Consider the following 18,647-nt stretch of genomic DNA (forward strand, 5'->3'; position numbering starts at 1 on the left):
ATGTCCTTCACGACCTGCTCTGCCGGTGCTTTCTCCGGACCCGATTTCTGTCTCATCTGCGCTCCATGATGGCTGCGATGATCCAGAAATCCTCCCTTCCCGAAAACCCCTAAACTGTCTCAAGAGCGCTGACGGCAGACACCGGGGAGCCGTGAGGATTGTCGCCTGAATAACGAGCGGCGTTGACGCGCGAGGCGCAGCCCAATGTCTGCGGCATTCTTTCAAGAGGCGTAAACCAGCCGCCAGCACGAAGCTGGCGGCTGGTTGTGTTCCCAAATCAGAATTCTTCCCAGCCTGTGCTAATGCCGCCATTGGCGGTTTTGCGACCGCGCAGCGGGGCAACCTGACTTTGACTAAAAGCACTGGCTGCGAGGTTACGAAGACGATGCAGCTCATTCGTCGGAGGCTGTGGGGCGGCGGCAGCGGGCGCGCTCTTCGTCTCGGTGCCAATCCGGAATGGGGCGATCAGCTCGTAAAGGCTCCCTGCCTTTTCCGAGAGGACATTGGCTGAGGCGGCGCTTTCTTCCGCCAGGGCCGCGTTGGCTTGCGTGATCTCGTCCAGGTGCGCGACAGTCTGGCTCATCTCGTCGATGCCGTTCGCCTGTTCGCCGGCCGCCGCTGAGATGTCCGTGATGGTGCCTGCGACCTTGCGGGACGATTCGAGGATCGCGGTCAACGCTTCGCCGGCCTGGTGCACGAGTTTCACGCCCTCGCCAACCTCGGCATGGGAACTCGAGATGAGCCCGGAGATATCCTTGGCTGCCGCGCCGGAGCGCTGGGCCAACGTCCGGACCTCCGAGGCGACAACGGCGAAGCCCTTGCCTGCATCGCCGGCGCGCGCCGCCTCGACCGCCGCATTGAGCGCCAGGAGGTTAGTCTGAAAGGCAATGTCGTCGATGACGCGGATGATATCCGAAATCTTTGTAGAAGAGGCCTGGATACGGGACATGGCCTGCACGGCCTGGCCCACGATATCGCCACCGGTTTCCGCCGTGCGCATCGCTTCGGCCGCGATGCCAGCGGCTTGTTGGGAGGCCTGGCTCGTGGACTTCACCGATGCCGCCAGCTCTTCCGTGGTCGCCGCAGTCTCTTCCAGGGAGGAGGCCTGTTCCTCTGTCCGCTTTGACAGATCGTCGGCGGCTGTTGAGATTTCACGCGAGGTGCTATTTACATCCGCAGCCGTGGATGAAACGGAGCCGATGACCTCGGCATAGCTTTTGACGAGGTCATTCACGCCGTTGCAGAGCGCGAGAACGTCGCCGCCAAGCCCCTCTGTCGAAATCCGTTTGGTCAGGTCGCGCCGCATTGCAGACTCGACGACGGACCGGGTTTGAGCGACTGCGCCCCGAAGATCGCCCTCCGCCTTCGCCGTCGTGATGTCGCTGGCGTATTTTACCACCTTCCAGGGCTTGCCGGCGGCGTCCAGGATCGGGTTATAGCTGGCCTGCAACCAGATCACACGCCCGCCCTTGCCGAGGCGCATATATTGCCCCTCGTCGTATTCACCCTGGCCGAGCTTCTTCCAGAATAGCTGATAGGCCGGGCTGGTTCGCGTCTCTTCATCGACAAACAGACTGTGATGGCGCCCCGCCACCTCTTCAAGCTTGTAGCCGGTCACCGCCAAAAAGTTGGGATTGGCGTTCAGGATTTTGCCGCTCAGGTCGAACTCAATCACCGCCTGCGCTTTGTTAATGGCCGCAATCTGCCCCTGAAGGTCGGCGACCATGTCCTTATGCGCGGTGATGTCGGTCGCGAACTTGATGACCCCGGTCACCTTCCCGGCGCGATTGACAATCGGCGTATAGGTCGCCTGCAGCCAGAGGCGATGGCCATCTTTGGCGATCCTGAGGAACTGGCCCCGAAGCGCTTCCCCGGCCCCGAGCTTCTGCCAAAACGACTTGTAGGACGCACTCTCGCGCTCACCCGCCTCCAGAAAGATGGAGTGATGTCGGCCGCGAATTTCATCGTTACTGTAGCCCATGGCGTCGAGGAAAAGCTTGTTCGCGTCCAGAATGTTACCGGACACATCAAACTCGATAACGGCCTGCGTTCGCTTGATCGCTTCCAGCTCAGGCGAAGCGCCCTTCAAAGAGGCCAGAAAACCGCTGTTGCTCAAGATAGTTCCCCGCACACCATAATTGCCAGATCGGTGCGGCCGCACCGGGAACCTCACCACTGCAAGCCCCCGTCTGGATATATGCCCCGCTCTGGTTAACGTTGCGATAATGCCAAATGTTGTACTGCTATTCTTAGCGACTTAGCCATTCTCCCACGGCGAGCTCCGCTCGATGAGGGCCGTCCTCGCCCCGGCCGCTACGATCAACTCTCGTGCCGCCCTGGCGCGAACTTGAGCCGTCGTACATCGGGAATATGCAGGACCGTTGGCTGACGGCGAACAACAACACCTGGAGTAATTGAATGAGCTGCGCCAGGCCGACGCCACCCAAAAGCAGGGCTACTTCTTCGCCAGGCCAATGCAGGTAGGCGAGATAACCGCTTTCCTGCATGAGGCTCTTCCGGCCAAGGCTGCCTGAGCGGCCCCATGGGGCATCCTAAGCAAGTGTCCTTGTCTGCAATCTCACCGTTCAGGCGAGTGATGAACAGCCGTTCCTGCACAGCCGCATCGCTGGCCGGCATGCGCGTATCGGCCTGGCGCTGTCGGCAGAGCGCGTCGAGCCTGTCGCGTTCGACGATGATGCGGGTGTCATGCCGGTGCCGGCTGAGACTGACATAGATTTCGCGCGCATCGGTTTCACGGGCGATGTGAACCACCGATGCAGCCGCCGAGCGCCCCTGCACCGAATGCGCCGTGCCCGCATAAGAATGCACGATCCGTGGCCGCGAGCGTTTTCGCCCATAGCGAGGCTGACGTGCCAGTTCGCGCCAGTTTAGGTCGAGCCTGCGACCGTCGTCGAGATCAAGCGTGACGCGGCGCGTTTCTGATTCCGTCAGGGCGATAGCCCGCACCGTCGCGCGGTTGCCGTTGCGGATGCCGTGCTGCGGCAAGGTCTCGCCGAAGCGGAGCCGGTCACCGATCGCGAGCGCGAGGCTCACCGCCTTGTCGGCGCGGTCGATCGACGGCAACGCGATGGCGTCCGGCTCAAGCCGTCCTTTCTGCTTCAGCATCTTCCGTGCCTTGCGGTTCAGATCAGCGGCATCATCATTGCGCCGGGCGACGATCAGCACATCATCGCCATGGGCCTGCCGGAGTTCGCGCCACGCCGCGATCGTACGTTCCTGCGCGGCCTCGGTGCCGGAAACCAGTTCCAACCGATCCTGCATCGCGTATGCGCGCAGGCCCGCTTCGAAATCCCCGCGCGCCATCACGACGGTTGCGGCCTTCTGCCAGTCGACCTCCTGGCGCCGAACCTCCGTCATGACGGCGACAGGCCAACGACCTTCAGACCCGAGTGATGGGCGGCCTCGACCAGAGCCTTTGCCGTGGTTGTCTTGCCGGTTCCCGCTCCGGCCTCGATCAGGGCAACCCCGTCACGGGTCGCGACCGAACGAACCGCGTCGCGTTGTTCCCCGGAGAGGTGAGGGGCGGCAGCCAAAGCGGCATCGACGGCGGCCACTGCGAGCCAGTCGCGTTCATCCGGCCGCTCGGCTGAGCGCAGCATCGCGGCCTCACAGGCTGGGATAGCGGGCGTGGTCCAGCGTTGCGGCCGAACCTCATCATCGGGCCGCAGCAGCCTGCCGTCATCCTGCAAGGCGGCAAGCTCAGCCTCGACGGTATCGGGACTGAGCCCGGCCAGTCCCGCCAGTTCAAAGGCGCGTTGAAGCAGATCCTTCCGCTCGATCACGCTCTCGTGGCGGAACAGTTCGGACGCGGCGCGCGCGACAAGCCCCTCTCGGGGGAGTTCCGGCGGGTCGATCTCCGGCTCGGCCGCGATATGCTCGATCCTGCTAGCGGGAACCCGCATCTGCTGCCAGGGATCGACATTGAGAGCGGCAAGCTCCGCTCGCCAGCGCGCTTCCAGTTCGTCGCCGGTGGGAACCTAATCCTTGCCCTTGCGGGTGGCAAGCGCCGCAATCTCACGCTGGGCCGGACTGGCTCCCGACCCGGCATAGTCTTCGATCTGCGCCGATCGTTTGGAAAAGCTGTCCAGAAGCTCCTGGCTGATTCCGGCGATCTCCCATTGGCCCTGGCCGGCCTCGCGGAACCTCGCGCCCGGATGCTGCGCGAGTTCCGATGCCAGTTCGGCTCGATAGACCGCCCCGATCATGCGCTGGAGTTTGAAGACCTGGTCAGGGTCCGTCGTGAGGTGCTTGTAGCGAAAGCGCCCCGAAAGCGCCTCGGCGGGAGCCCCGGCCACGTTCATCACGACGCAATGCGAGTGGATATTGGGGTCGCCCTCGCGGGTCGTATAGTGATCGAACCTTCCGACGATCAGATCGGCTGGCTTGTGGCGCAGCGCCCCGCTGGCACCTGAGCGGACGACAACCATCTCCTCATCGACGATCAATCGCAGCGCCCGCGACACGGCGCGGCGATGAGCGGCTTCGATCATCCCTCGCCGCTCTGCATCTCCGGCCATCCAAAGGACGGATACGGACTTGCCGGGGTCATCACGATATCGGTTCCGGCGTGATGGGATGATCCCGCTGAACCCGCGCCTCAAGATCGACATAGCTGAACAGTTCGCCCGTCTGTTCGTCCCCGCCCCGCATGCATCACGCTCCGAATCCCGTCGGAGCCAATGAATCATGCCAACAACGCCCGGAAAAGCGCCTTTTTCAACAGCCTGCTAGACTACCAGCAGAGACACGGTCCCGGTTCGTTCAGCGATCGTGTTCTGATCTGGTCTGATTTGACCGGTCCTTGGTGGCCTGCGTGGTGCGGAATTTCTGATCTCCGCTCTGGACTGGCTGTATCGCCCGCACTTCAACGCGTTCGAATTCCCGCCCCCTCTCTAGCTCCCGAGCAATCCGCTCTTTCGCGAAGCCCAGAACGGACCGTCTCAGCTCAGGATCACGAACGGCCTTGGCAAGCGCCCGCTCGATGGCAGCAAGTTGAGACCGTGCAGCCTTAACGGCATCGTCGCCCAAAATCTGCTTTCTGTCGTTCGTCCGGAAACGGTCAGCACGTGCCTGCCGTTGATCGCGCTGCAGACGTTGCGACGTGTCGGCCTCCGAGGCCGTAAGCTCGATTGTGACAGTCGACCGCTGCGAGGAATGCTCCCGCGCATGCCCAGCGAGCGATATTGTCGGCTCCTTAGCGACATTACAGCTTATTGGCGCGGCCTCATCAGCATGGTTGCGCCGGTGGGTTCTTTCGTCGCGACTTTCCGGCAGCATGACCGTCACATCGATGCGTCGTCTGGTCGCGGCACCATCGATAGTCACGGTCTCAGATGCGCCAGCCTCGCGGGCCGGCGGGGTTTGCAGCGTTTTGGTCGAGCGCGCTTCAGCTTTCGTTCGAAACGCGAGTGCGGCCCGATCGACGGGAGCGGGTTCATAGCCTCGAACCGAAAGCCCGCGCACCGAAGCCTCAAGCCAAGCGGTCCGCCGGAAGTCCTTCGATCCGCGAAGCTCGACTTCGCTCCACCCTCGATGCTGCACGACCGAGACCATGTCCCGAACGACGCCGGCATCTTCGAGCCGCGTCGCCATGCGGTGAGTCGATACCTTGAAGGCGAGGTACTCGGCTCTCGGGTCGGCATAGACCTTCGCCTCGTCGCCGCCGCCAGCTTCTGCGACATAGTATTTCCGCCGCAGCCGCTCCGGCATTCCGCTTTCAGTCTGACGCTTGTCCGGTCCACCGAGATCAAGGCCGGCTTGTCTTTCGGCCTGAGGCGCGCTCGACGCGCCGTGCGATGATGATCGATCATCCCTCTCCCGACCGTGTTCGATCGTGAACTCGCTTTGATCCTGGCGCTCACCTTGCATGACGGATCTCCTTCACCGACCCGCCTGTCTCCTGGGCCGGGATGATCGCCGCATCGATCACCTGCGAGCACCAGTCCTTCAACTCGTCCTCGGACAGACCCTCAAGATCGACCGGCACGTCGCCGAAATCGAAGGTCGCATCATCCGGGATCAGCGACGGGTCGGCGATCTCCTCATCCGTCATCGGCCGGGTCAGGAATGTCGCCTGTAGTTCCGCGACGGCGGATTTGAGCTCGATGATCTCGCTCGCCAGCAGCATGTTCGAGGGGCCACGATTGGGCGCGATCATCGGCGGCGGTTTCAGACGCGCGGTGAAGGCGGCGTCCTCGTAGTAGATGATCTTGTCGCAGATAATCGGCGGCACGCTGGTGGCGAGGATGAAGGCTTTTGACGATGGAATCAGCTTGAGCTCTTGAGGCAGCATCAACGCGCGGCGCTGGTCGGAGACGGACTCGCTGCGCTTACCCGATGATAGGCCCCAAGGCCGGGAGCGGCTTTTCGCCTGGGCGGTGTCGTAACCGATCCGGTCCGAGAGCTCATTGGCGACATCCTGCTCCTTTGGCGCGAACACGACCTCGATCGCGTGGTTGGTCATGATCGTTTTGGCGAGGTCGGGGCCATAGATCGCCCGCAGCTGCGACGGGCTCTGGATGATGGTGAGCAGGCGAATGCCGTAGCCGGCGACGAAGGCGACGGATTTGGCGAGCACGCCGACATGGCCGAGCGCCGGAAACTCGTCGAGCAGCAGCAGGACGCGGCGGTTAAGCTTTGGGTTTTGCTCTGGAAGCTCGCGGCTGTTCAGATCGATGACCTGCTGGAGGAACAGGTTCAGCAGCGGCGCCATCCGGTCGAGATTGTCCGGCGTCACGCCGAGAAAGATCGACATCGGCCGGGAGCGCAGCTCGCGCAGGTCGAAATCATTCGCCGACGTTGCAGCATCGATGCGGGGATTGAGCCAGAGGCCCAGCCGCGCCGTCGTGGTTTTTCGCACCGAGTTCATCGTGTTCTCGGATGCCGACAGAAAATCGTTGAGCGCACCGACGCAGTGCGACGAGAGCGGCGCGGTGCTTTTGGCTCGCTCCTTCATCGCCGCCAGGAAAAGAGCCTTCAGATCGCTCGAGGCCGAAAGCTGCCGCAAGATCTCGCCGATGGTCAGCGGCAGGCCGGGCGTTTCGGCGACATAGCCGCCGATGGCGACAAAAGCCGAGCGGGCCGTCTCGAACCAGAACGGGTCGGCGCGGTTCTCGGCCGGGAACAGCATCACCGCGATGCGCTGGAGATCATCGTAGAGATCGACCGGATCGCGACGGACATAGGCGAGCGGGTTGTAGCGCGCGGTGCGGCCCTGTTCGTCGAGCGGATCAAACAGGAAGACCGCCTGGCCGCTCGCCTCACGGAATCCGGCCGTGCGGTCAAAGTTCTCCTTCTTGACGTCAAGCGCGACGACAGAATCCGGCCAGTTCAACAGGTTCGGGATGACGTAGCCGACGCCCTTGCCTGAGCGCGTCGGGGCATAGACCATGACGTGCTCGGGACCACCAAAGCACAGGAATTTGCCGTCCTTTCGGCCGAGCAGGATGCCTTGCTTCGCTCGCAGGCCGGCCTTGTGGATGTCGCGCTCGTTGGCGAAGCGCGCCTCTCCGTGCAGCGGGCGCGGTTTGGTCCGCAGGATCAGGCCCATCAGCCCAAAAGCCGCGATCGTGCCTGCCAATGTGCCAAAAGTGATCCAGCGGTCGAGGCGCTCGTTCGTACCGTAATGCGGCCAGGCGATTGCGAGCTCGTTCCAGTGGAAGCCGCCGTCATGGGTACGAAGGCCCAGCAGCATGACGTTGGAGCCGACGAACAGGAAGACGGCGATCCCGAAGAGCGCGAGCCCGAACCTGAGCGCCACCTTATGCGCTGGCGAGGCGCTTTCGAACGGGGTCATAGTCGATCTCCGTGATGCGGAAGCGGCCGTGCTCGCGTTTCATTTGGATGACGATATCGACGGTCTGGCGCAGCAGATTGCGGATGTCGTCGCGGGCAAGGTCCCTGCCCTCCGCGCTCTCCTTCACCAGCAGCGTCAACTGCTCGAAGGCCAAGCGTGCTGAATCGGCATGGACCGTCGTGATCGAGCCCGGATGCCCGGAGTTCACATTGCGCAGGTAGAAGAAGGCGGTGCCGTCGCGCAGCTCCTGCAGCAGAATGCGGTCGGGCCGCATGCGCAGACAGGATTCGAGGAGCTCGCGCGGCCCGACCTTGGCAACCCCTTGCCCGTCCTTGGCATAAAGCAGCCGGACGTGGTTGGGCTGCGGCACCACGAGCTCGGCCGTGTCCTCGATGGTGACAAGGCGCTCGCTCGCCGGAATCTGGGCGATCAGACCTTTCGACAGCGTCGTCTTGCCCGAGCCGGTCGCGCCCGAGATGATGATGTTGCGGCGGCTGAGGACGGCCAACGCCAGAAATTGCCGCCACTGCCCAGCGTCGCGCAGGCGCACCAGCTCCCGCTCGTCATCCGTGAGGTCGTCGCTGGTGACGCGAATGTCGGAGAACAACTCCCGTTCCTCAAAGTCCTCCAGGGTCATCGTGATGGTCGAGGGCTTGCGGATGGTCAGACTGACGCTACCAGCGGGGACGGCTGGCGGGACGACGATCTGGCAGCGCTCGTCACCGGGCAGCGTCGTCGAGGCGATCGGATGATCCGACGCGATGTCCTGGCGCGTGTAACCGGCGGCGGCAGTGGCCAAATGCATCAGATGCGCATGGCTGAGATGGGGGAGTTGATGTCGGCTCCAGCCACCCGGTCCCTCCGTGAACACCTCGCCCGGCCGGTTGACGACGATCTCGGTCAGATCGGGCTGCGCCAGGAAGGGCGCGAGCGGCGTAAGATAGCGCTCGAGCACGATGCGGCTGGCGCGCCGTTCGGAGGCCGTTGTGGCACTCGGAACGGCCGGCGCGACGACAAGGACGGACTCGGCTGCGACGGGCACAGGCGCGAATGCGGTCATGGCTTCGTCACCCGAGAGCCGGACGCCACACCGGCGTCGATGCCGGGCACCGTGCGATCCAAAATCTGCGCGCGGCTATCGATCCGCTTCAGATCGTAGACCGAGGAAAAATCCAGATCGCGGGCGACGAAGATGTTGACGCGCTCGCCCTGGTTCTTATTCAGCGTCGGCGGGATGTCGATCGAGCGCTCAACGGCGATGCCGGCAGCGGTGTTGGCTGCTCCGGATGTGTTGCGGATCTCGATATCGGCATCCTCGAGTTGCTGGCGGCCGAGAGCGGCGGCATCGCTGACGATCGAGAGCAGGAGCGCTGCCCCAAACCTTTCCCAGAAATGCGTGTCGATCTCGCCGTCGAAGCCGGCTCGGCCGAGCGCGTCGGTCGCGGGCGAAGCGAGCGCAACGATGACGCCAGTTGGCGTCTTGGCCCGCGTCCAGAGCACGAACATGCGCTTGGAGCCTTTGCGGACCTGGCCGCGATATTCGCCGACGATCTGGGTGCCCTTCTCCATCAGCACGACATGCCCTGAATCCGAGAGAACATCGCGCAGCACGACACAGGAGACGAAGCCCGGCACATCCGACGACATCGCCGTCTCCAGCACGCAAGGGATCGCCGTGCCTTGCGTCACCAGGAGATTGCGGTTGGGCAAGCGCGTGGCGCGTACGCCCTCGATCGCGGTGGCCTTGAGCTTGTCGGCGAGTTCGTTGCGCGGCTCGGCTGCGCCACTAAGCAAGACTGAGCCCGGTAGGGAGGCCCCCTGCCCTGCCCCGTCGCCAGCTGACCCGCGCCCCGGCCGATTGAAGGCAAGGACAGGCGCGCGCCTTGCGCTCTCCATCAGCTTGTCGGTTTGTGGCGGGGTTGCGGCAGGTGCGAGCTGAGGCGGCAGGACCGGCAACGCCGCCTGCTGGACGGGAACTGGAGCGGGCGGCTCGCGGGCGGGCTCGAACGTGGATGTCTGGCGGATGATCGGTTTGGCGCCGCCCTGTTCGACGGGTTTCTCGGATTTCCAGGTGCTCCAGATCACCAGAACCGAAAAGGCGATCAGCGCGGCAGCGCCGATGCCGCGCTTGGCCAGCGCCCGTCCCGAGCCCTCGACCGGTCCTGAGACAGGGGTAATGCCGCGTTCTCCCTCGACGCCTGATGAGGCAGTTTGATCGGTCATGAGATGCTCCTTAGCGACGCCGCACTGGCGCTGGCTGCTTTTGCGTGCGGGCGATGCTGGGGCTCGTCGTTCCGGTTCCCGGGTTCACGCCGACGGCGTCGAAAGCCTCGTTGAAGATGCAGAGCACCGCGCTGCCGCGGCGCAGCCGGAACTCGCGCGCGGTGGCATGCACCACGACGACCTCGCCGCGGACGTCCTTCGGCACGAGACTTTCCGCGCCATCGGAGCCGACCATGTAGATCGCCGGTACCTCGCGATTGCCCGCGAAACGGAAGCTCGTGACCTTGCCGTCGTCGAAGACGCCGTCGGGTTCGAGATCGGCCGGGCCTTGCGCCGAGAAGCGCCAATTTCGTGCGCCATATTGCTGGTGCAGGTCAAAAGTCTGGTCGATGACCGCGCCTTCGCGCTGCTGGCCGCGCGCCTCGTTCTCGGCGCGACGACGATCGGCCTCGTCGGTCGGGTAAGAGAATTTTACGACGAAGTAGCTCTCCTTCAGCGAGGCCTCTGTGATCGAAAGCTCGAACTGGTAGGAGCGCTTGCGGCCATCGCGCCGTGTCGTCACCACCTGCAGATTGGTCGGCGGATGCTTTTCGCGGGGTTTGAGGAAGAGGATCGAGCCCGCGGGCGCGACCTCCCAGGCGATCGAGTCGCCGATCGCGACGTGGGCGATCTCCTCGTCCTCGGCGAAGATGACCTGCGTGGATGCCCGAATGACCCCGTTGACCTTGACGACATTGGCGGGGTCGTAGGCGACGAAGCGTACGCGCTCGTCGCGCGCGCCGGCGGTGGGGAGTTGTAGGGCCAGCGATGGCAAGCCGAGGCCAAGCGCAAGCAGCAAGCCGCCCGCGATCGTGATGGTGTAGCGGCTCATGGCGCGACCTCAGGATCGGCGCGGTATTCCGAAACCAGGAAGCCGAGTGGGTTGATCAGGCGATCGGTCGAGGAGACCGGCGCGTTGACATAGGCGAAGGTCAACGTCGCGATCCAATGCGTGATCTTGATTTCCTCGCCCTTGCGGCTCTCCTTCAGAAAGCGGACGGAAGCGAGGTTGTCTGCCAGCAGCGAGATGGCCTTGATCCGGACCTCGGCGACGCCGAAGCGGCCATGCAGCACCTGCGGGCTTTCCGGGTTCGAGCCGCGATAGACGGCGGCAAAGCGCGCCTGCTCGGCTTGCGACGACAGCAGCGCCACCGTCTGAAAATTGCTGGCGGCCTCGGCTTGGCTAAAACCCTCGCGCGAGCGGACATAGCGGCTCAGGAAATACTTGGTGACCGCTTCGTCGTAGTTGCGCGGGGAGGCGCCAAGCGCCGAGACAGTCTCGACGATGCCGGTCGCATTGTCGACGCGGATGACGAAAGGCTCGACGGTCTTCAGCGGTGCCAACGCCGCGACAGCGCCGACAGCGGCCGTCGCGAGCACGCAGGCTGCGGTCGCCACGAACCAGGCCAGCCGCTTCGACCTCTGCGCCGTCAGCAGGAGATCCTGCTCCCAGCGCCGCGCATTGTCGAAGTAGTCCTTAAGATCGTCCGGCCTAACCATGGCGCGTCGCCTCGTTGCAGGGTCGGAACGAGCGCGCGATGTCGAAGGCGGACCAGGCCGTGCCAGCCAGTCCGATGCCGCGGGCAGGTAGCTCGTGCCGGGCCTGACCGAGCCGCTTGACCGCAGGAGCGTCGGGCTGTGGCGCAACCGGGGGCATGGCCTCCCAGTCCCAAAGCGACCGGTTAAGCGGGCGCTTGGCTGAACCATCGCAGGACGGCGCGCCCTTGTTCCAGCCGGCGCAGCCCGTCACCGTCATGGCCAGCACGACGCTGAAGATCACGCGACAATTCATCGAAGCAAATCCTTCCTGACATCCTTGCGCGGATGCGGTTGTTTCTGGTGTGGGGGTGAAGGTCAGACGCGTCTGATCTCGCCGCCCTGTCGTCGCTCGCGGACCCTTGCCGCCGTGCGGTTGGCCGCGCTTCTGGCGCCGGCATAGGCGCCGGCGGCCGCCGAGGCGGCGTTCGCGGTGATGGCGCTGGTGACGACTCGGGCGGCCAGCGATGCGCCGCCGCCGGCAAGACCTCCGGCAATGGCTGGGAGCTGAATCGCTATGTAGGCGGCGAGGCCAAGCACCGCGCTGATTGCAACAGCGCCGACTATCAGAGCTCCGGCCGTCGAGGTATTCGCACCGTACTTTTCGACAAACCCTTGGACGGACGTCAGCATCAGTCCTACGAGCGCGACGACCAATATATGAAGGATCAGGAAGTTGGCGACCTGGCGGGTCCAAGCCTCGGCAAAAGGCCGCGTTGCCTCGAACAAGGCGAGTGCGATGAAAATCGGACCAAGTGCGATGACGATGGCCAATCCGATCTTGGCATAAAGCAGGACGGCAAATTGGAGGAACGATCCAAAGGCGACGAAGACGAGCAGGATGGCGGCGATCAGGGCTGGCGCGATGTTGGTCAGGCCCGCCTGATCATAGATGCGATAGGCGACCTCGATGCCCTTGCTCAGCAGCTTGTCGAAAGGCTGTCCGGACGTAGCATCCAATGTCGAGCCGCCCAGCGCGTTCCCGATCTCCTTCGGAAGCGAGGTGAAGAAGAGGTCGGTGACATATTGCTGAAACGAGCTCGAATTCGATGCGAGCAGTACGATCACGACAAGGCGCATCGCTCGCCAGGCGAACTCCTGGATCGGCTCGGCGATCGCCCCGCGCATGACCGCAAAGCCGTACAGAACGACGTAGAGCAGCACCGCCACCCGCAACGGTCCGTCGACGAACGAGGTGAGACTCGAAACCGACGTCGACACGAAGGTCGTGATCGGCTGTTCGAATTCCTTCAGGAACTGGTCGAAAACGTTGATGGCCATACCAGGTTCACTTCAAAGCGTCTTGGACTTCACGAGCGGTCTGCCGCCGACGAGCCTCGCTGGCGTTGATGCACTCCGCGGAGGTTCCGATGCCGCCGGGGTCGTTCCGACAACGATCCCATTCCGATGCGAGCGCCGCGGGGTTTTCCAAAAACCAACTCACCGTGCGCGACGACGCTTCAGGCGAAACGGTCCCGGATTGAGCCGGCGGCGCGTCTTGCCGATCTCCGTTGCCTTCCCCGCACCCAGCCAGGATGAGCACAGAGGCAAAGGCCCACGACAGCGGCCAAGCCTTCATTGCAGCGCAGCCTTCATCTCATCGACGAGTTGGCGCTCGCGTTCCTTCTGACGCTGGCCGTCCATGTCACCGCGCGCCTGCTGCACCATGGCGAGACCCTGCATGCGCAAAACCTCGTTCTGCAGAAGCGCCTGCTCCGCCTGGATGCGGGCTGAGAGGTCCAGCACGTCCTTGGCATCCTTGGACCCCGTGATCTTCCCACGAAGCTCCTCCAGCCCGTCGATGCGCTTTGAGGCCGTGTCGTAGACGCTCTGGCCGATCGAATGCTTCGCACCGGTCTGGCGCGCGATGCGGTCGAGCTCCGTGCGGTAGAACGAGTTCGCATCGCCGCCTTGATAGGCGCGGTTCTGATCCAGATAGCGATCGACGACGCCGGTAAGCGAACCGCCGCCGCCTGACACCAGCTTCTCGATCTCGCCGAACTCTTTCGGCAGATGTTTTCGGAATTCGTCGCTGCTCAGGAGCGAGGCGACGTCGTTGACGTCGGTCAGCTTGTTGAAGGATTCGTAGAGCTGCTTGGCCTGGGTAAGCTGAGCCTGCATGGTCTTGATCTGCTCGGTCAGCTTCCCGATTTGCTCGACATGTTTTGCAATCGCGCCGGCGTCGAAGACGGGCACACCTTGCTGGGCGAAGCCTTGCGCAGGCAGTCCAGCCAGCGCTGCCGTGATCAGGAGGTGGCTCACTTTCATCGGTCGATCCTTCTTTCGGCATGGAAGCGGGGCAGGAATGCAAAAGGGTCGTCGCCAACCTCTGCGCGGATGCGGTCGAGCAGCTCGACGGTTTCGGTGCGGCCCGACAGCACGGCGAGTGCGTCATCCATGCCGCCAAGGTCGAGTTCGGCAACGACGGACTGGCCGTTCTGCTTGATCAGGAAGCGCCTGCTCTCAGTCGAAAGTTCTTCCTTGATCAGTCGAAACTCGGTCTCGGTCAGATGGAAGCCATCGACATAGTCAGCGCGAGTCCCGCGCGGGTTCGGCATGAAGATTTGCGTTGGGCACTGCTCTACGATTGTGTGGGCGATCGGGGATGCGAGCGCATCGCGCGGCGACTGCGTGCCAAAAACCATGACGCCGTTCTGCTTGCGGATGGTTTTGAGCTTGTCGTTGGCGAGCGCCCGAAAAGCGTCGTCACCGAGCGCCTTCCAGAACTCGTCGATGTCGATGATGATGCGACGGCCGTCGATCAACTGCTCGACGCGATGGAACAGCACCATCATGAGCGGTGTGCGGACGACCTCATGGTCGAGCACATCGGTCATGTCGAAACCGATGAAGTCGGCGTCGAGCGTGATCGCGTCCTCCTCGGCATCAAGTACCCAGCCGAGCGGTCCGCCGCTACACCAACGCTCAAGCCTGGCGCCGATGCCCTCGCGATCCTGCTGGCCCAGAAAGGCGCGCAGTGCCGAGAGCGAACGCTCCTGGCGCGGCAAAGCCCGCATCGCCTCGAGGCTGGAATCGACCCGCTCTTCATCGACAACGGACAGCGCCCTGCCCTCGACCGTCACGAGCTTGCGGACAAGATCGCCGAGAAAGGCGAGATTGGCCGGGGTCAGCTCGAGCGCCTTCAGCGGCGCGCAGCCTGTGGGCACGCCGTTCTTCAGCGTGAGGTAGGTGCCGCCCGACGCCCGCACAAAAATCTCGGCGCCGCGATCCTTGTCGAACATGACGCGCTGGCAGCCGAATTTTTCTGCCTGGGCGAGCAGGAAATTCTGCAGCACGGTCTTACCGGAGCCCGACGGCCCGCAGATGAAGGTGTTGCCAAGATCGCCCGCGTGGAAGGAGAAATGGTATGGCGAACCGGACGCCGTCTTCAGCATGGCGACCGACGGGCCCCAGTGGTTGCGATCTGGCTTCCCGGCCGGATGGCTATGAAACGGCGACAGCGCCGCGAGATTCCGCGAGGTGATCGCGCCCGAGCGGGCGCGGTGCTTGAACAGTCCCGGCATTTGCGCCCAATAGGCGGCTTCAAGCCCGAGATCCTCGCGCGCGACGACAGCGCCGGCTTCAGCCAGCACGCGGCGGCCCTGCGCCATTGTTTCCAGCAGCGCCTTTGGATTTTCGGCGCGGACCAGCAGCGAGAGATGGTGGTCGCCCATGACGAAGCGATTGGATTCGAGGTCATCGAGGGCGTCGTTCAGATCGTCGATCTGGGAGGCGGCGACATCCTGTGTCGACACGAGCTGGTTTTGCTTTCGCGTCAGTACCGTCTTGGCGTCGGCCTTCGACAGGAAGGCGAAGCTTTGCGACAGCACGAACTCGAATGGTGCCGAAAGCAAGCCGTTCAGCATGCCGGGCCTGGTCGAGGCCGGGTATTCCTTCAGGCCGAACATGCCGGCAAAGAGCGAGCCACCGGCCGCGCGAACCTCGATCGCCTCGCGGCCGAAGATGACGCGGTTCGTATAGATCGCCGATCCGATCCGACCCAGCGGCAAGGCCGTCGGCATATCTTCGCTGGACGCCAGCAGATGCAGAAGCCGCATCGGCTCCGAGAACAGCAGGCCGTTCTCTTCGACGAGGCCGAGTTGAGTGGCGCCATAGCGACTAAGCGCCGCCGTGATGTCGCGCGCGGCATCGTTCAAGCGTTTCAGTGCGGCGGCATCGACCTCCCCTCCCCCACGTCGCGCCTGGCCGAGGCGTGAAACGAAGCCTGCCGCGGCTTCCGCGCGATCACGTCCGGGATGTGCGACGACGGTAAGGTAGAGTTCGTTGCGGAACAGTTGGGTGCCCTGAAGCGCCCCGCGATAGCCTTGATCGAGGTCGCGCGCGAAAACTGAGGAGAACACGCCATCGGGATAGAAGCCGTCCCGCCGCCGGATCAGATGTGTCCAGAGCGCGAGCCGGTCATCCGCAAGATTGCGCAAGGTGAGATTGAGTTTGGCGTGGAGATCGTTGAGGTCACTGATGTCGGCCGTCTCAAAAGCGATCCCGTCGAGGCGGATCGTCGTCATCAACGCCCGCGTCGCGAGGCTGATGACGGTCTCCGTCACATGCCGGACATAAGGCAGATAAACGTCGGGCTCGATCTCACGAGCCATCAGGCGAGCCGCATCAGCCATGAGCCACCTCGCGCGCCTTGAAGCGGCGCACCAGGCGCAAAGGCGTTGGCGACGACCCACCCCAGAACGCGCCGTTGCGCGCGCGGCCCCGCGTCTCCAGCCAGGCGACGAGCAGCCGAAACTGGTTTGGATCGTGCCGGCAGATGGCGCGGCAGATCAGGTGGATCGGCAAGGCGATCAGCCCGTAGACGATTGAACCCGCCACCAGGAACAAGATGCAGGACGCCATCACATTGATGGCCATCGCCTCCATGGTGACGCCCGCGATCATTGCAGGCCTTGTGCAGGCGAGAAACAGCGTGTCCTCGGTCAGGCGCTCGGGCTCGCTCGTCATGAAGCTGAGCCTATTTGCCGCCGGTCAGCGTCGAGACAACCTCGGACGCGCCGAACACAATCGCCACGCCGAGCACGACATAGGCTGCCTTGCGCAGGTCGAGATAACCGAACATCCAGGCGATGCCGACGATGATGACGGCAAGCGTCGCCAGCAGGCGTGCGACATTGCCCGTCAGCATCGTGACGATGTTTTGGAGCACGCCCTCGATATTGGCGGTCTGGGCCAGCGCGGGTTCCACCGCGACGAGAACAAGCACAGCCGCCATGGCTGCAGGCGCGGCAAATGGACGAAGCGGGACAGACATAGCAAAAAGCCTCCAAGGCAAACGGGATCGATGCCGCACGTCACGTGCGGTCGGGGACAATGTGGGCTGGGTTAGCGGCTGTAGATCAGCAACGATGAGCCACGCCGCGCGCCATAGACGCTCCAGGATGGCGGGTCCTTGGCGGATGCGATTTCCTCGTTGGGAGCTACGGGCTCCTTTGCCGGATCTGCGGCGGTGTCCGGTTTGGGCTTCGCAGCAGTTGGCCGGTCGATCCGGACAGATTTGAACGAAGTCATCGCCTGTTCGCTTGCGAGGTCTTCGTTCAATCCGCGTGAGACGAGCTGCGTCCGACGCTCCACAAACACGCGCCCGACGCCGGCGATGTGGGCGCATGGGTCGAACGCCGTCGCCACCGTGAGGCCGGCGTCATCAAGGTAGCGCGCGTCAAGCTGCGCCAGGCCGATCCGGACAGGCTGTGCTGCGACCGACGCCTCGCTCGCAAGAGCGATCGCCTCAGGTTTTGAGCCGGCTAGAATCCTAATCGGCCGCTTGCCCGCGATCGTAACCAGCAAGGGCTCGAACTCGCTCGCCTGGCGCATGATCGCGGCGACCGGCTTCGCCAGCGCCGGCGACGTGCAGCGCTCGATCAATGTCGTGATGTCTGCGGCCTCCATCAGAATCGCACCCGCGTGCTGATGCCGTCGGCTCCGGTGACATCGATGAAATTGGGTTGGGCGCGATGGCGGACCGCCTGGATGTCATGCGGCTGGCAGGTATCGTCCGCGCGGTCGCAGTCGCGGATCGGTTTGCTCGAGACGCAAGCCGGCTGCCGTGCGCCATCGCGCCCAAGCTCGCGCAGGATGTATCCATCCTGGCATGGCTCGTAAGGGTCATGGCCGACCGGCGAGGCGCTCTGGCCTGCGCCCGAACAGGTCGGAAAGGCCCCTCCCCGCTTCAAATGCGACCACAGCCGCGTCACCGGCGGAACGCAGGCGGCGTACTGCGTCGGTCCGCCCGGATTGGCGAGGCAGAGCAAGACGGTGCAGCCCCAATCATCGGCGCGCGCGGCGCCGGCCGAGAGGCCAATCAGCCCGGCGGCAAGAAGCGTGGTCCTGATCACATGCAAAGCCATCACGCGGCCAGCGGCAGCGGGGTGTCGATCGGCAAGACCGGCGTGGTCAGGCTGCCATTGCGCCGGATCGCTTCGAGTGCGCCATCCTCGATTGGCAGCAATCCCGCCACGGCGACGGTCGATCCAATGCGCCGTGGCTTGCCGATGCGCTCAAGCGTCCATCTGGCTCGGCGCAGGATCCGCTCCATGCGCAGATCGGTTACTGTCGCGATCGAAGCCAGTCCCCTCGCCTGCCCCCATTCGAGCATCGCGGCGAGAAGCATGAATGTCGCCTGCCGCAGCCCGCCATCCGTCATGGCGTCTGTCAACTCGGTATCGACACAGAAGCGTGAGCTTTCCGCGATGAGGTCGGAGCGCGGGGCAAGTGCGCCGTCCAAAAGCTCCGGAAACGTGTCGGCCAACATGTTCGGCCCCGTTGTCGGCAGCAGCCGTACGCAGCCCAGTACCGCGCCGCGATCGACGACCACTAGGTATTTCGCATCCAGCGTGTCGTAGCGATCCATCTCGAGATCGCCCGTGGTCGAGACCGACCAGTCGAGCCTGTCCTTGAACACCTTTCGCCGAAGGCGATGCATGCCCATCAGCAGCGAAAGATTGGCGCCATATCCGGCGCGGGTCAGTTCGACGACCTGCATTGGGCCCGCCTTTCGAATCGCGTTGATCTG

General features: G+C 63.8%; 20 protein-coding genes. All 20 read right to left on the bottom strand.

All coding sequences use genetic code 11. The features are described 5' to 3' along the window. Positions 1-277: 277 nt before the first annotated feature. On the bottom strand, positions 278-2,116 hold the full coding sequence (locus tag Q8S38_RS22180; RefSeq protein ID WP_305682516.1) for a methyl-accepting chemotaxis protein: 1,839 nt from the start codon (positions 2,114-2,116) through the stop codon (positions 278-280). Positions 2,117-2,319: 203 nt separating this feature from the next. Next, on the bottom strand, positions 2,320-3,378 hold the full coding sequence (locus Q8S38_RS22185) for a hypothetical protein (RefSeq protein WP_305682517.1): 1,059 nt from the start codon (positions 3,376-3,378) through the stop codon (positions 2,320-2,322). Beyond that, positions 3,375-3,923, bottom strand: coding sequence for an AAA family ATPase (locus Q8S38_RS22190; protein ID WP_305682518.1), 549 nt, complete (start codon positions 3,921-3,923; stop codon positions 3,375-3,377). Before Q8S38_RS22190 ends, Q8S38_RS22185 begins: the two co-directional genes overlap by 4 nt. Before the next feature lie 75 nt (positions 3,924-3,998). Beyond that, positions 3,999-4,511, bottom strand: coding sequence for a MobF family relaxase (mobF, locus tag Q8S38_RS22195; protein ID WP_305682519.1), 513 nt, complete (start codon positions 4,509-4,511; stop codon positions 3,999-4,001). Between the two features lie 271 nt (positions 4,512-4,782). After that, positions 4,783-5,889 carry an LPD7 domain-containing protein gene (locus tag Q8S38_RS22200; RefSeq protein ID WP_305682520.1) on the bottom strand — a complete coding sequence of 369 codons (1,107 nt, stop codon included), beginning with the start codon at positions 5,887-5,889 and terminating at the stop codon, positions 4,783-4,785. Further along, positions 5,879-7,816 carry a type IV secretory system conjugative DNA transfer family protein gene (locus Q8S38_RS22205; protein WP_305682521.1) on the bottom strand — a complete coding sequence of 646 codons (1,938 nt, stop codon included), beginning with the start codon at positions 7,814-7,816 and terminating at the stop codon, positions 5,879-5,881. The genes Q8S38_RS22200 and Q8S38_RS22205 overlap by 11 nt, the downstream gene beginning before the upstream one ends. Continuing rightward, complete coding sequence (gene virB11 / locus Q8S38_RS22210) at positions 7,782-8,876, bottom strand: P-type DNA transfer ATPase VirB11 (protein WP_305682522.1); 1,095 nt, start codon at positions 8,874-8,876, stop codon at positions 7,782-7,784. The genes Q8S38_RS22205 and virB11 overlap by 35 nt, the downstream gene beginning before the upstream one ends. Further along, complete coding sequence (virB10, locus tag Q8S38_RS22215) at positions 8,873-10,039, bottom strand: type IV secretion system protein VirB10 (protein ID WP_305682523.1); 1,167 nt, start codon at positions 10,037-10,039, stop codon at positions 8,873-8,875. Before virB10 ends, virB11 begins: the two co-directional genes overlap by 4 nt. A 10-nt stretch (positions 10,040-10,049) precedes the next feature. Beyond that, entirely contained in the window at positions 10,050-10,910 is an 861-nt protein-coding gene (virB9, locus tag Q8S38_RS22220) for a P-type conjugative transfer protein VirB9 (protein WP_305682524.1), read from the bottom strand. Beyond that, a complete protein-coding gene (locus Q8S38_RS22225; protein WP_305682525.1) occupies positions 10,907-11,578 on the bottom strand; it encodes a VirB8 family type IV secretion system protein in 672 nt (223 codons plus the stop codon). Before Q8S38_RS22225 ends, virB9 begins: the two co-directional genes overlap by 4 nt. After that, complete coding sequence (locus Q8S38_RS22230; RefSeq protein ID WP_305682526.1) at positions 11,571-11,870, bottom strand: type IV secretion pathway protein; 300 nt, start codon at positions 11,868-11,870, stop codon at positions 11,571-11,573. Before Q8S38_RS22230 ends, Q8S38_RS22225 begins: the two co-directional genes overlap by 8 nt. A gap of 62 nt (positions 11,871-11,932) precedes the next feature. Next, positions 11,933-12,895: a TrbL/VirB6 family protein gene (locus Q8S38_RS22235; RefSeq protein WP_305682527.1), complete on the bottom strand. Its 963-nt coding sequence runs from the start codon at positions 12,893-12,895 to the stop codon at positions 11,933-11,935. Positions 12,896-12,902: 7 nt separating this feature from the next. Next, positions 12,903-13,193, bottom strand: coding sequence for an EexN family lipoprotein (locus Q8S38_RS25040; RefSeq protein WP_371125947.1), 291 nt, complete (start codon positions 13,191-13,193; stop codon positions 12,903-12,905). Continuing rightward, positions 13,190-13,882, bottom strand: a complete 693-nt coding sequence (gene virB5, locus Q8S38_RS22240; protein WP_305682528.1) for a P-type DNA transfer protein VirB5 — start codon at positions 13,880-13,882, stop codon at positions 13,190-13,192. The genes Q8S38_RS25040 and virB5 overlap by 4 nt, the downstream gene beginning before the upstream one ends. Next, positions 13,879-16,248 carry a VirB4 family type IV secretion/conjugal transfer ATPase gene (locus tag Q8S38_RS22245; protein WP_305682529.1) on the bottom strand — a complete coding sequence of 790 codons (2,370 nt, stop codon included), beginning with the start codon at positions 16,246-16,248 and terminating at the stop codon, positions 13,879-13,881. The genes virB5 and Q8S38_RS22245 overlap by 4 nt, the downstream gene beginning before the upstream one ends. Then, positions 16,241-16,582 carry a VirB3 family type IV secretion system protein gene (locus tag Q8S38_RS22250; RefSeq protein ID WP_305682530.1) on the bottom strand — a complete coding sequence of 114 codons (342 nt, stop codon included), beginning with the start codon at positions 16,580-16,582 and terminating at the stop codon, positions 16,241-16,243. Before Q8S38_RS22250 ends, Q8S38_RS22245 begins: the two co-directional genes overlap by 8 nt. A 10-nt stretch (positions 16,583-16,592) precedes the next feature. Next, the gene (locus tag Q8S38_RS22255; protein ID WP_305682531.1) at positions 16,593-16,889 is read right to left on the bottom strand and encodes a TrbC/VirB2 family protein; all 297 of its coding nucleotides are present in this window, start codon (positions 16,887-16,889) and stop codon (positions 16,593-16,595) included. A gap of 71 nt (positions 16,890-16,960) precedes the next feature. After that, the gene (locus tag Q8S38_RS22260; protein WP_305682532.1) at positions 16,961-17,524 is read right to left on the bottom strand and encodes a lysozyme family protein; all 564 of its coding nucleotides are present in this window, start codon (positions 17,522-17,524) and stop codon (positions 16,961-16,963) included. After that, positions 17,524-17,982: a hypothetical protein gene (locus Q8S38_RS22265; protein WP_305682533.1), complete on the bottom strand. Its 459-nt coding sequence runs from the start codon at positions 17,980-17,982 to the stop codon at positions 17,524-17,526. Before Q8S38_RS22265 ends, Q8S38_RS22260 begins: the two co-directional genes overlap by 1 nt. After that, the gene (locus Q8S38_RS22270; RefSeq protein ID WP_305682534.1) at positions 17,982-18,617 is read right to left on the bottom strand and encodes an acyl-homoserine-lactone synthase; all 636 of its coding nucleotides are present in this window, start codon (positions 18,615-18,617) and stop codon (positions 17,982-17,984) included. Before Q8S38_RS22270 ends, Q8S38_RS22265 begins: the two co-directional genes overlap by 1 nt. Positions 18,618-18,647 lie beyond the last annotated feature (30 nt).

This window comes from Allobosea sp., from assembly GCF_030695125.1.
Classification (GTDB): Bacteria; Pseudomonadota; Alphaproteobacteria; order Rhizobiales; family Beijerinckiaceae; genus Allobosea.

What these genes read in the sequence shown, in the direction of transcription:
- Q8S38_RS22185 (WP_305682517.1), bottom strand. Translation starts at nt 3,378, where the DNA reads ATGACGGAGGTTCGGCGCCAGGAGGTCGACTGGCAGAAGGCCGCAACC.
- Q8S38_RS22190 (WP_305682518.1), bottom strand. Translation starts at nt 3,923, where the DNA reads ATGCGGGTTCCCGCTAGCAGGATCGAGCATATCGCGGCCGAGCCGGAG.
- mobF (WP_305682519.1), bottom strand. Translation starts at nt 4,511, where the DNA reads ATGATCGAAGCCGCTCATCGCCGCGCCGTGTCGCGGGCGCTGCGATTG.
- Q8S38_RS22200 (WP_305682520.1), bottom strand. Translation starts at nt 5,889, where the DNA reads ATGCAAGGTGAGCGCCAGGATCAAAGCGAGTTCACGATCGAACACGGT.
- Q8S38_RS22205 (WP_305682521.1), bottom strand. Translation starts at nt 7,816, where the DNA reads ATGACCCCGTTCGAAAGCGCCTCGCCAGCGCATAAGGTGGCGCTCAGG.
- virB11 (WP_305682522.1), bottom strand. Translation starts at nt 8,876, where the DNA reads ATGACCGCATTCGCGCCTGTGCCCGTCGCAGCCGAGTCCGTCCTTGTC.
- virB10 (WP_305682523.1), bottom strand. Translation starts at nt 10,039, where the DNA reads ATGACCGATCAAACTGCCTCATCAGGCGTCGAGGGAGAACGCGGCATT.
- virB9 (WP_305682524.1), bottom strand. Translation starts at nt 10,910, where the DNA reads ATGAGCCGCTACACCATCACGATCGCGGGCGGCTTGCTGCTTGCGCTT.
- Q8S38_RS22225 (WP_305682525.1), bottom strand. Translation starts at nt 11,578, where the DNA reads ATGGTTAGGCCGGACGATCTTAAGGACTACTTCGACAATGCGCGGCGC.
- Q8S38_RS22230 (WP_305682526.1), bottom strand. Translation starts at nt 11,870, where the DNA reads ATGAATTGTCGCGTGATCTTCAGCGTCGTGCTGGCCATGACGGTGACG.
- Q8S38_RS22235 (WP_305682527.1), bottom strand. Translation starts at nt 12,895, where the DNA reads ATGGCCATCAACGTTTTCGACCAGTTCCTGAAGGAATTCGAACAGCCG.
- Q8S38_RS25040 (WP_371125947.1), bottom strand. Translation starts at nt 13,193, where the DNA reads ATGAAGGCTTGGCCGCTGTCGTGGGCCTTTGCCTCTGTGCTCATCCTG.
- virB5 (WP_305682528.1), bottom strand. Translation starts at nt 13,882, where the DNA reads ATGAAAGTGAGCCACCTCCTGATCACGGCAGCGCTGGCTGGACTGCCT.
- Q8S38_RS22245 (WP_305682529.1), bottom strand. Translation starts at nt 16,248, where the DNA reads ATGGCTGATGCGGCTCGCCTGATGGCTCGTGAGATCGAGCCCGACGTT.
- Q8S38_RS22250 (WP_305682530.1), bottom strand. Translation starts at nt 16,582, where the DNA reads ATGACGAGCGAGCCCGAGCGCCTGACCGAGGACACGCTGTTTCTCGCC.
- Q8S38_RS22255 (WP_305682531.1), bottom strand. Translation starts at nt 16,889, where the DNA reads ATGTCTGTCCCGCTTCGTCCATTTGCCGCGCCTGCAGCCATGGCGGCT.
- Q8S38_RS22260 (WP_305682532.1), bottom strand. Translation starts at nt 17,524, where the DNA reads ATGGAGGCCGCAGACATCACGACATTGATCGAGCGCTGCACGTCGCCG.
- Q8S38_RS22265 (WP_305682533.1), bottom strand. Translation starts at nt 17,982, where the DNA reads ATGGCTTTGCATGTGATCAGGACCACGCTTCTTGCCGCCGGGCTGATT.
- Q8S38_RS22270 (WP_305682534.1), bottom strand. Translation starts at nt 18,617, where the DNA reads ATGCAGGTCGTCGAACTGACCCGCGCCGGATATGGCGCCAATCTTTCG.